Origin of the sequence: Advenella mandrilli, assembly GCF_016595155.1 — a bacterium.
In the GTDB taxonomy this organism is placed as follows: domain Bacteria; phylum Pseudomonadota; class Gammaproteobacteria; order Burkholderiales; family Burkholderiaceae_B; genus Advenella; species Advenella mandrilli.
On record NZ_JAENGP010000013.1, the window covers coordinates 22,387 to 34,237 of the forward strand.

General features: G+C 52.0%; 9 protein-coding genes. 7 read left to right on the forward strand and 2 right to left on the reverse strand.

Annotated features, from left to right (window positions below):
* Nucleotides 1-18 precede the first annotated feature (18 nt).
* Nucleotides 19-2,079 carry a lytic transglycosylase domain-containing protein gene (locus JHL22_RS11585; RefSeq protein ID WP_234041255.1) on the forward strand — a complete coding sequence of 687 codons (2,061 nt, stop codon included), beginning with the start codon at nt 19-21 and terminating at the stop codon, nt 2,077-2,079.
* A 21-nt stretch (nt 2,080-2,100) separates the two neighbouring features.
* Nucleotides 2,101-3,279, forward strand: a complete 1,179-nt coding sequence (locus JHL22_RS11590) for a tRNA nucleotidyltransferase/poly(A) polymerase-related protein (protein WP_200237563.1) — start codon at nt 2,101-2,103, stop codon at nt 3,277-3,279.
* Here JHL22_RS11590 and JHL22_RS11595 read toward each other — a convergent pair.
* A complete protein-coding gene (locus JHL22_RS11595; RefSeq protein ID WP_200237565.1) occupies nt 3,276-4,460 on the reverse strand; it encodes a class I SAM-dependent methyltransferase in 1,185 nt (394 codons plus the stop codon). The two genes, JHL22_RS11590 and JHL22_RS11595, sit on opposite strands and share 4 nt — an antisense overlap.
* Nucleotides 4,461-4,693: 233 nt before the next feature.
* Here JHL22_RS11595 and JHL22_RS11600 point away from each other — a divergent pair, with 233 nt between their 5' ends.
* Genes JHL22_RS11600 through JHL22_RS11620 form a run of 5 tightly spaced genes read left to right on the forward strand, consistent with a single transcriptional unit; the run spans nt 4,694 to nt 10,545 of the window.
* On the forward strand, nt 4,694-6,073 hold the full coding sequence (locus JHL22_RS11600; RefSeq protein ID WP_234041256.1) for an imelysin family protein: 1,380 nt from the start codon (nt 4,694-4,696) through the stop codon (nt 6,071-6,073).
* A gap of 27 nt (nt 6,074-6,100) precedes the next feature.
* Nucleotides 6,101-7,453: a di-heme oxidoreductase family protein gene (locus JHL22_RS11605; protein ID WP_200237568.1), complete on the forward strand. Its 1,353-nt coding sequence runs from the start codon at nt 6,101-6,103 to the stop codon at nt 7,451-7,453.
* Nucleotides 7,450-8,451, forward strand: a complete 1,002-nt coding sequence (locus JHL22_RS11610; RefSeq protein WP_200237570.1) for an imelysin family protein — start codon at nt 7,450-7,452, stop codon at nt 8,449-8,451. Before JHL22_RS11605 ends, JHL22_RS11610 begins: the two co-directional genes overlap by 4 nt.
* A gap of 2 nt (nt 8,452-8,453) precedes the next feature.
* The gene (locus JHL22_RS11615) at nt 8,454-9,461 is read left to right on the forward strand and encodes a sterol desaturase family protein (protein ID WP_200237573.1); all 1,008 of its coding nucleotides are present in this window, start codon (nt 8,454-8,456) and stop codon (nt 9,459-9,461) included.
* Nucleotides 9,346-10,545, forward strand: coding sequence for a cytochrome-c peroxidase (locus JHL22_RS11620; RefSeq protein WP_234041257.1), 1,200 nt, complete (start codon nt 9,346-9,348; stop codon nt 10,543-10,545). The genes JHL22_RS11615 and JHL22_RS11620 overlap by 116 nt, the downstream gene beginning before the upstream one ends.
* A gap of 177 nt (nt 10,546-10,722) precedes the next feature.
* Here the strand turns inward: JHL22_RS11620 and JHL22_RS11625 are convergent, their stop codons facing one another.
* The gene (locus JHL22_RS11625; RefSeq protein WP_200237575.1) at nt 10,723-11,850 is read right to left on the reverse strand and encodes an acyl-CoA dehydrogenase family protein; all 1,128 of its coding nucleotides are present in this window, start codon (nt 11,848-11,850) and stop codon (nt 10,723-10,725) included.
* Between the last annotated feature and the right edge of the window lies 1 nt (nt 11,851).

The window sequence follows — 11,851 nt, forward strand, 5'->3', positions numbered from 1 at the left end:
CCGGTTTAGGGGATCAAAATGACAGAAAGTAATTATTCAAGAAAAACAAGAATAACACGTTGGAGCATATTCAAGAAACAGGCGTCCCGTTGGCAGATGGGCATGCTTCCGCTGCTGTTATTGTTAAGCGGCTGTGCCGAAACGTCCACGTCGGCCGCTGAAAAGAAAACTGAAGGCAAGCTTGCGTCATCTGTGCAGCAATCTTACGGCCCGCCGGCACAAGTGCCGGCCGCTTCACGCAATGCCGTGATGGCGGCCCATGAGGCCATGCAGGCAAAAAACTGGGCGCAATTGCCCGCACTGGCCCAGCAGGCCCGTGCCGATCAGGAACTGGGTGAATACCCCATGTTCTGGTACTTGCGCAACCAGATCAGAAGCCGGTCCGAATCGATTCCCGCGGGTGAAATTCTGGCTTTTCTTGAAAAAAGCCAGAATCCTTATTTGCATGAGCGTTTGAAAGCCGACTGGATACTAGAAGCAGCGCGCACTGGGGACTTTGCTACAGTGCGTCAATTAGGCAATGTGGATTTGAACAATTCACAGGTGAATTGTGCCATTTTGCATGCCCGGCATATGGGTAATAGCCGTGTTGGCGCCAGCCAGGCACTAGAGGCCTTCAGACCTGGCAATGCCTGCTGGGACATGATGAGACAGCTGTCTGCTGCCAATGTGCTGCAATGGGAACACATCCAGCCCCTGTTGCGTGATGACATAGAATACGACAATAAGGCAAATGCCCGGCGTTACGCGGTCATGCTGTTCAGTCCTGCGCAAATGAAAGATTATGATGCCTTAATAGCCAATCCTAAAGCCTGGTTGTCAGGTCAAAGCGGCAAGGCACAAAGCCAGGAGCAGGAAGAATTAAGAACACTGGCATTCAGCCGTTTGGCCAGACAAGATCGTGAGGGTGGTTATGCATTTTTGCAAAGTACCGGCAATACACTGGTTTCCGCTAAAAACCGGCAGTGGATCCTGACTCAGTTTGGCCTGGTTTCCGTACTGAACCTGGAGGACCGCTCGGACCAATGGTACCGTCAGGCCGGAGAAGGCTTTCGTTTAAGCGAATATAACCATGCCTGGCGAGTACGGGCGGCTTTGCGCCAGCCAACCATAGACTGGCCATGGGTGGCCAAAACCATTGGCATGATGCCGCCAGCGCAACAGCAGGAGCCCGTCTGGACGTACTGGACAGCCAGGGCCCAGCAAGCCATGGGTAACACGGCAGCTGCCCGCAAGGGGTTTGAAACGGTTGCCAATGACGATCATGGTTTCTACGGACAACTGGCGACTGAAGCATTGGGTCGCAAGATTACGCTGCCACTGCAGGCGCCCGCCAGCAATGCCGCCGAGCTGGCGCAGATCAAACAGAACCGGGGTTTGCAGCGTGCTGTCAGCCTGTTTAATTTAGACTGGCGACCCGAAGCGGTTGCCGAATGGAATTTTGCCATCAAGAGCCTGAATGACCGGGAACTGATGGCCGCTGCCGAATGGGCGGTGCAGGAAAGTGTCTATGATCGGGCCATTAACACCTCTTTGTTAACCCAAGGCGATATCAATTTCAGGCAGCGCTTTCTGGCGCCCTTCGAGGGCAAGGTGGGCCAACAGGCCAGGAACGTGGGGCTTGACCCCGCCTGGGTATATGGCCTTATCCGGCAGGAATCCCGTTTTGTGCCGGTAGCCCGTTCGCGGGTGGGGGCGGCCGGCCTGATGCAGGTTATGCCCGGGACGGCAAAAATGGTTGCCAAAAAGATTGGCATGTCCGATTTTTCAATGAGTGATGTTAATGAGTTTGACACCAATACGCGGTTGGGTACTTCCTACCTGAGCATGGTGAAAAGTGACCTTGGCAATTCCGAGGTGTTGGCCACGGCTGGCTATAATGCCGGACCGAACCGTCCCAAGCGCTGGCGCAGCAGTTTATCGGGGCCGGTGGAAGGTGCCATTTTTGCAGAAACCATTCCCTTTACCGAAACCCGGCTTTACGTAAAGCATGTCATGTCCAACGCCACCTGGTATGCCACCCTGTTTACCGGACAGCCCCAATCATTGGTGCAGCGCCTGGGTACGGTTACACCCTAGTCATGATGGGAGCTGGTTTAAGTGAGAAGTAAAAAAAACAATAGCCTGGAAGGCCTGGATGTTTATATTGTGGGCGGTGCGGTCCGTGACCGCTTGCTGGGCCTGCCCGAAGGTGATAAAGATTGGGTGGTGGTGGGGGCCAGCCCCGAAGACATGAGCGCACGCGGGTTTATTCCCGTGGGTGGTGATTTCCCGGTGTTTCTGCACCCTCACACCAAAGAAGAATACGCATTGGCCCGTACCGAAAGAAAATCAGGGCGCGGTTACCAGGGATTCACGTTTTATACCGGCAAGGATGTCCGCCTGGAAGACGACTTGAAACGGCGTGATTTAACCATCAATGCCATGGCGCAAGACAGGGAAGGCCATATTATTGACCCTTTAAACGGACAGGCGGATTTGCAGGCACAGCTGTTCCGCCATGTCGGTGATGCATTTATCGAAGACCCGGTCAGGATTTTGCGGGTGGCCCGTTTTGCGGCCCGGTTCACCCGGTTCAGCCTGGCAGAAGAAACCCGCCAGCTATGCCGTCAGATGGTTGATAATGGCGAAGTAGATGCCCTGGTGCCCGAACGGGTCTGGAAAGAAATTTCCCGTGGCATGATGTATGAAAAACCGTCCCGGATGTTTGCTATGCTGGCTGATGTCAATGCGTTGCCGCGCGTCATGCCGCAATTGGTCTGGAATCCGCAGATAGCTGCCTTGACCGATGCCGCCCAGGCATGGGGCTTACCATTGCCATCACGTTTTGCGCTGGTGTGCCTGGGCTCTCCGGAAGTGCAAGCACTGGGCAAACATTTGCGCGTACCTAATGATTGCCTTGATTATGCCCGTTTGTTGCCACTGATTTTGCTGGGGCTGCAAGCATGGCAGGCGCAGGAAAATGAACATGATTTGCAAAAGGCGGATGATATCGTTGGGCTTATTGAGCGTTGCGATGGCCTGCGCAAACCAGAACGTTTTATGGATTTGATACAGGCCGCGGCATGTGCCGGCAAAACCGGTTTTCCCTTGCCGGATACCGCAGCCATACAGCATGGTGACGTTCCCGTTGCTTTCTGGCGTATTTGCCTGGAGCGGGCAAAAGATATTGATGCCGGTGCCATTGCGAGGGAATACGCAGGGCAAGCGGCTCAAATAAAAGAGGCGGTCAGAAAGGTCCGTGTTGAATCGGTTTATGAGTATTTAATTCAATCTTAAAGCGTATGGCGACGGTCGGCTCGGGTGAAACCAAGCAAATCTTCGCCAATATCAAAGCCGATCGCCAATACCTTGAACAGTTCCCCCATTTCCGCCTCGGAAACCAGTTTTTGTACCGGGGCAATTTCTTTGGCATAGCGTGCCACGTCTTGCGGGTCCAGTGCTGCCAGCAGGTCCATTAAACCGCAATTAAGCAGGAAATTGGCCTGGGAGGTATAGCCCAGCACTTCAAGGCCGCTATCCAGGGCGGCATCGGCCATGGCCGTAAAATCAACGTGGGCGGTAATGTCCTGAATACCGGGATAAATTAAGGCGTTGTCGTGGGCGTGATGGCGCAAGTGGCACATCAAAGTACCCTGGCTGCGTTGTGGGTGATAGTATTCCTTTTGCGGAAAACCGTAGTCAATCAGAATGGCCACACCTTTCTTTAGCCAGTTCCCCATTTCATTAATCCAGGCCTCTGCCTGCAGGTTTACTTCAGAAGCATAAGCAGGAAAAACCGGCATGCGGGCAGTGATTTTTTCTGCCATTGCCGCGTTCGCAGGCTGTTTAAACCAGGTAAATTCCCCTGCCTCGTTCAGGGAGACATGTTTTTCCGCCAGGGAGCCGTCTTCCTGCCATTCAAACAGGTTGACGGGCATGGCATCCAGTACCTCATTGGCAATCACGCAGCCCTCAAAGTGTTTGGGCAGGGCATCAAGCCATTGCACCTGGCCGTTAAAATCAGCCAGTTTTTCCTGTTGTCGGCTTTTCAAATCGGCAGATAATTCAAGTATGAAATATTTGATAGCAGGGTTATTGAGCGTGGATAAAATATCATAAGCCAGCTTGCCCGTACCTGCGCCAAATTCAAGAATGGCGGTGGTGCCGCTTGCCTGCAGCACTTGCTTTATTTGCCTGCTTAACGTACGGGCAAACCAGGGGCTTAATTCGGGGGCGGTTGTGAAATCACCTGGTAGTCCTTGTGTTATGGCCTGATTCTGGTAATTGCCCAGCTTGGTATTGCCACTGGCGTAATAACCCAGGCCTGGTGCATACAGGGCTTCATGCATCCACACCTGGAACGGAATGCTGCCCTGTTGGCCAATCAGCTGTTTTAAATGGGTAGCCGTATGGGTACTGTGCTCAAGAGAGATGGGGTCAATGTCAGGAAAATGGTTCTTGCGTGGGATATGGGACATGATGGTGGAATCAATAAAATAAGCTGACACTATTGTATATAAAACATGATGCAACAAAGCGCATTCCATGGCAGCGTTGTAATTGCGTGTTTGAAGGGCGATATTGTATTTTTTGATTTTTCGCAAAGCTACTTATGTCGATAAGATTTATATTCCCAATTAAAACCTATAATAATAATCATTATCATTTGCGATAATTGATCAACGGTGTTATTTTAATAGAGATTTTCTACATGAGAAGCCATACTTTTACCAAAATTTCCCTCAGTGTCCTGGTCGCTTTTTCCATGGCTGCCGTTAGCGTATCCATACCTGCCCTGGCACAAACCAAAGCGGCAGCGCAAGTCCAGGCACAGCAAAAAATCGCCATTCAAGATGTCCTGAAAACCTATGCGGGGCAGGCCCATCAGTTTTATGCCAACAGCGTGAAAGATCTTGAGACGCTGCAAACGGCCATCAATGCTTTTGCCAGCCAGCCAAACCAGGCTACGCTGGACGCAGCCAAGGCGGCATGGCTGCAGTCACGTGAAAGTTACGGCCTGACAGAAATCTTCCGCCTGTCCGAAGGTCCGATTGATGCAGAAGAAGGTTGGGTGGCAGAAGCCTATGGGGCGCTTGAAGGCCAAATCAATGCCTGGCCCCTTGACGAGCACATGATTGATTACACGCTTGATGCCGATAACAAGCGTACCAGCGGCAATATCATTGATACTATTGGTAAATTCACACCGGGCGGCGAAGAAGCCGCAGAGGTGGATGTGACTGAAATCACCGTTGAAGCCATTACCGAGCTTAATGAAAATGGCGGAGAGGCCAATGTGGCATCCGGCTATCACGCTATTGAGTTTTTGTTGTGGGGCCAAGACCAGGATTACAACAATTTCCTTGAAGACAAAATTACCAAGGGTGCCAAAACGGCAGGGCAGCGCCCGTTAAGCGATTTCACCAGCGACCCGTTCGCCAAACGCCGTCTGGCTTACCTGCAGGCAGCCACCAACAAGTTATTGGCAGATGTCAAAACGGTAGCCGAAGCATGGGATAACAAAGTGGATGGCCATAAAGGTTTATACCGTGCCGCTTTCCTGTCAGCGCTAAGTGGTAATAATGCCGATAAAAACATTCCCGCTGAAACCGCCCTGCTCCAGGTGCTGGCAGGTATGGGGGTATTCATCAAATCAGAACTGGCTAACGAGCGCATTGCCGTGGCCGTGTTAACACCCAGCGAAGAAGACGAGCATTCCTGCTTTTCTGATAATACCCATCGGGATATCGTACGCAACTATGAGGGTTTCAAAGACGTATTGCTGGGGCAGCTTAATGGCAAAAAAATTGGCCCTGCGCCCTATGATGCCCTGGGCCAGGCAGAAAAACAAACCATTGACAATTTAATGGGCAAGATAGAACAGCGTCTTGAGAAAATGGATACCCTGGCAAAAACCAGCATGCATTTTGATTACCAGATTATGCCCGAGCATAAAGAAGAGTCAAAAAACATCGTTTCCATGAAAAACGACATGCGTAAACTGGGTGACCAGATGGTTCCGGTGGCATCGGCTTTTGATATCAAGTTAAGTGAAGAAGATGTCACTGATGCTGAAGAAACCCAAATTTAACGTGTATTGATTGATAAGGAACGGGTTGTGGCTGTGCAGATAAAGGGGCTGGTGTTGTTAATGGCTTGCGTTTTGGCCGGTGGCAGTCATGCTGGGGCCTTGTCTGGCATGGCCACCGCGGTTTCAGCCACACAGGCGGAACTATCCAGTGAAGAAGAACAGGACAGGCTGCTTATTGGCCGTTCTTTTTTTACTGTTCCCTGGGTAGCCGCACCCAGTGCCACCACCGCCCGTGACGGGCTTGGCCCCTTGTTTAACAGTAATACCTGTGCCAGTTGCCACCAGGCCAAGGTGGCTGGGCATCTGCTGAATGACAAGCATGAGCAAAGCAGAGCCTTGGTGGTCAAGCTGTCGCAACCGCAAAAACATGCGCTGCGCGATAAAACCACCATTACGGTACCCGATCCGGTTTACGGTTCTCAAATTGCCATTAACGGGGTCAGTGGTGTTTTATATGAAGCCACGCCCGGGCTGGACATGCAGGTGAAAACCGTGGTTTTCCCCGACGGCACGGAAGTTGGTTTAAGCTGGCCGGTACCTTATCTGAAACGCTTGAATTACGGGCCTTTAAGCCCCGATACCCGTTTAAGTTTGCGGCTGGCCCCCATGCTTAACGGTACCGGCTTGATAGAGCAAATACCCGAACAGGCCATTCTGGCCGGTGCCGACCCCAATGACCAGAACCGGGATGGTATTTCGGGCAAAGCCAACTGGGTGTATGACCCTTTGCTGCAAGCCTTCAAACTGGGGCGCTTTGGCCATAAGGCAAGCCAGGCCAGTGTCATGATGCAAACGGCCGATGCCGCTGCCCATGATATGGGTTTAACCAACCCTTATTTTCCTGAAGAATTGTGTGGCAGTACCCAGGCCGCCTGTTTGCAGGCACCGGCGGGCAGGCCGTCGGCAAGGGGGGAAACCCTTGATTTGCCCATGCACCGGCTGGAAGCCATCAGCTTTTATGTCAACCACCTGAACGGCTCGCCCAAACGAAGAAGTGATGTTTTGCCGCAAGCGCTGGCTGCGGGCAAGGCGCTGTTTCAGGCCGTTGGCTGTGTCCAATGCCATCGCCCCTCTTTTAAAACACAAAAGGGGCAAACCATTTACCCTTACAGTGATTTTTTATTGCACGACCTGGGGCCTGCGCTGGCCGATGCCCGCCCCGAGTTTGATGCACAACCCAATGAATGGCGTACCGCACCTTTATGGGGGAGCGCCGAAAAAGTCCGCCAGGGCTGGCGTTTTTTGCATGATGGCCGTGCCGCCAACCATCTTGAGGCCATTTTGTGGCATGACGCAGAGGCTGCGGCATCACGTCAGGCATTTATGCAGCTTAATGCCACAGAACGGGAACAACTTATCCAATTTCTGGAATCTTTATGAAAAAAGTCGCCGCCGTGCTTACCTTGTTCTGCACAAATCTTGCCTTTGCAGCCCCGGATATTTCCGGACCGGTGGCTTCCGTGTATGACAGGGTGATCGTGCACAATGCCAACAATAGTGTGCAGGCATGCAATAATTTTAAAGTTAAATTAAATGAAACAAAAGACGGTGCAGCTGCCGAGGCACTTGATACCGTTTTCAAACAATTGCTGCTGTCCTGGAAAAAGGTGGAAGCCAGCTATATGGCGGGTGAACTGGACCATGACTATCTGGATACGCCCCGTTTCATTGATGTGTTTCATAACAGCAATGAAGACTTAAGCGCCATTATGCAACGCCAGCTGGCTTCTTCCAGCCCGCCAGCCAAAGCATTGTTCAAGAATTCATTCAAAACGGTCAATGCCCTTGAGGCCGTGTTGTACGCCGATACGCAACTGTCTGCCCGTGAACTGTCGTTTGCGGCGGTAATGGCTGACAGCATTTGCGGGCATTTGCAGGATATTGCCACGGTATACACCGACCAGCGCGAGGCTTTGCTGGCCGACCCTGAAAAGGCGCTGGCCTTGTATACCCATGCCCTGTCCAACAGTATCTTTGCCGGCAAGGAATGGCGCATTGCTGATCCGGCCGGTTTAAGCCGGAAATATAAAGACCAGCCCAATGCCAAACGCAGCGAGTATGCCTTAAGCGGGCACAGCCTGGCTGCTATTAAGGCGGTGTTTGAAGTGCATCAGGCCATGATGGGGCAGCAGGATTATGCCAACCTGGCAGACGTCATCAAAATGTACCAGGCCAATGAACTGGCAGAAGCCATCAATTTGACACTTGAGCAGATCATGCAACAGATTGGCCAGCTTGGGCAGCAGGCGTTTGCCTTCCAGCCCGATTTAACCCGCCCGCTCTATGATAGTGCCGGGCAGCTGTACAGGCACTATTATGTCAGCCTGCTTAGTGCCCTGCCCATAGTGGGTAAAATCCTGGAAGCCGACGGAGACTGAGCATGCCATGGGATTATGTGCTTGAATCGGGGCAGCGCCTGTTCTGGCTTTACCTGCTTTCTTCGGCATTGATTGCGCTGTTGTTTACCGGTTTCAGGGTGATACGGCAACAGGGCTTTGCCATCCGGCAGTATTGGCTGCATCCCAGTGCCTTGCTTGATTACCGCTATTTTTTTGTCAGCTGGTTTATCAAGGTGTTTATGCTGGCCCCTTTGCTGTTGTCGGCCAAAAGTATTGCCTTATGGACATTCCAGCTGGCTTCCCCCTGGCTGTTGCGGCCGGATTGGCATCTTTCTTATGAATCACTGGCTTTGCTTTATACCGCCTGCCTGTTTGTGGCCAGTGACTTCTCCCGTTACTGGCTGCATCGTTGGCTGCATACCAATAAATGGTTATGGCAGTTTCACAAAGTACATCATAGTGCACCGGTGCTGAATCCGCTTACCTTTTACCGGGTGCACCCGGTAGAAAATTTCCTGTTTGGCTTGCGTTACGCGCTCAGTGCTGGTGTGGTGACCGGTTTGTTCATGACGCTGTTCGGGCCTCGTTTAAGCCTGATGACCATCATGGGTAGTAATGGTTTTATTTTTGTTTTTTCTTTGCTGGGCAGCAATTTACGGCACTCCCATGTGTTTCTGGGCTATCCGGCCTGGCTGGAACGTGTGTTTATTTCTCCGGCCCAACACCAGGTGCATCACTATAGCCGTTATGCCCGTTTCAATTATGGCGGCTATCTGGCGGTGTGGGACTGGCTGTTTGTCTCTTTAATGCCTTCGGGCAAGGCGCAGCGTAGTGACCGGTTTGGTTTTCAGGCGCAGCAAATGAATGACTATCGCACGATACCGCAACTGCTGTATGCGCCTTTTGTTTCCTGTTATCGTTTATTGAATTATCATGCAAAAAAGAAAACTGTTATTGATCGCCGGACTTCTGATGGGGGCGGCAGCCGCCACGGTGCCGCTGTGGCAAAACCGGGTGCTGGCACAATTACCGGCGCCGGCAGGCCATAATCCTGAAGAGGAAAAAATCGCCCTGGGCCGCCTGCTGTTTTTTGATGTGAACCTGTCAAAAAACCGGACTCAGAGCTGTGCCACTTGCCATGATCCGGCCCGGGCATTTAGCGATGGCAGAAGCAATGCCGGCAAGGGCATGGTATCGTTGGGTGATGATGGCACCTCTTTTGGCAATCGCAATACGCCCACTGCCATGTATGCCAAGTATGCGCCCGATTTTCATTTCAACCAGAAAACCGGGCAGTATGTGGGCGGGCAGTTTCTGGATGGCCGTGCCAACGATCTGGCGGCACAATCAGGGCAGCCACCGCTGAATCCGGTGGAAATGAATATGCCCAGTGTGGGCAGTATTATTGAGCGGCTTAAAAACAATCAATACTATCTTGATAATTTCCGTCGCGTTTATGGGGAACAGGTCTGGGATAGCGAGGAAACCGCCTACGAGGCCATGATGCAGTCACTAGCGGCCTTTGAGCGTACCAGCCAGTTTGCGCCTTTCAATTCAAAATATGATAAATACCTGCGGGGCGAGTATGAGTTGACGGTGCTGGAAGACCTGGGCCGTACCCTGTTTTTTTCCAACCAGAATGTGAATTGTTCAGTGTGCCATAAGCTGCGTGCCGAAGATGCGCCTTTTGAAACCTTCAGCAATTACGAGTATCACAATATTGGGGTGCCCCGTAATGAAGATGTGGTGGCTTTGAATAAGCTGGCACAGGATTTTGCCGATCATGGTTTGCTGGAGAACCCGCTGGTAAGCGATGAGGCCATGAAGGGCAAGTTCAAGGTGCCTACCTTGCGTAATATTGCCATTACCGGCCCGTATATGCATAACGGGGTGTTTAAGGATTTGCGTACGGTGGTGCTGTTTTATGACAAGTTCAATAATCCAGAACGCAGTGTTAATCCTGAAACGGGGCAAGTCTGGGGTGAGGCCGAGGTGCCTGAAACCGTGAATTTGAAGGATTTGCGGGCCAATGTGTTAAGCGATCGCAAGGTAGATGCCCTGGTTGCGTTCATGAAGTTGCTGACCGATGAAGAGTATGAGCATTTGCTGGAGCAGGATGAAGCGGTGAAATAATTTAAGCTTGTATTATTTGTTAATCGTTTGCTCGTTTCATGCTCCGCGTGGGAAGGCATACAACTGTTTCCACGAAGCAGAAAAATTCCCCTCCACAGAGGGGAATTTATTCTAAGGTCACCAACAGCCGACTGCTCAAGAACGGCTGTTGCACAAAACGCGTCTTGTCGACAATGCTTACAGCGTTCGGGCAATAATCTCTTTCATGATCTCATCGCTGCCGCCATAAATCCGCCCGATGCGGGCATCGATCCAGGCCTGGCCAATGCCGTACTCTGACATATAACCATAGCCGCCGTGCATTTGCAGGAACATGTCCAGCAGGCGTCCTTGCATGTCGGTGGCATTCAGCTTGGCCATGGCGGCTTGGGCCGGAGACAGGGCCTTGTCCAGGTGCAGTGCGATGCAGTGGTCTACAAAAATCCGCAGCATGGTGCTTTGGGCCTTGGCTTCGGCCAGTTTGAAACGGGTGTTCTGGTAGTCAAACACGCTTTGCCCGAAGGTTTTGCGATCACGGGTATAGGCAATGGTTTTTTCCAGAAACGATTCAATGGAGGCTGCTGCACGCACGGCAATCACCAGGCGTTCCTGGGCCAGTTCGTGCATCAGGTAGCTGAAACCGGCATTTTCTTCACCCAGGCGGTTGCTGACCGGCACTTTGACATTATCAAAAAACAGCTCGGAGGTATCCTGGGCATGCAGGCCTATTTTTTCCAGTTTCCGGCCTTTGCTGAAGCCAGGGGTGTTGGCATCAACGCAGATTAGGGAAATGCCTTTGGCGCCCAGATCGGGGTCGGTTTTGCAAACCACAATCACCAGGTCGGCATTCAGGCCGTTGGTAATGAAGGTTTTCTGGCCGTTAATAATATAATGGTCGCCCTCGCGTTGGGCTGTGGTCCTGACCGCTTTCAGGTCGCTGCCGGTGCCGGGTTCGGTCATGGCAATCGCGCCAATGATGTTGCCACTGGCCATGGCTGGCAGCCAGCGGTCTTTTTGTTCTGGCGTACCGTAGCGGAAAATATAGGGGGCGACAATTTCCGAGTGCAGGTTAAAGCCCGGGCCAGTGGCATTGACCTTGCCCATTTCTTCAATCAGTACGGCAGAGTGGCCAAAATCACCGCCACCGCCATAGGGTTCGGGCAGCATGCAGTTAAGCAAGCCTTCCTGGCCCGCTTTGGCCCAAACTGATTTGGGCACAATCCCGTCTTTTTCCCATTGCGCATGAAAAGGGCTGATTTCCCTTTCTATAAAGCGTTGCACCTGGGTGCGGAAGTGTTCGTGGTCGTCCCGGAATACGGTTCTCATT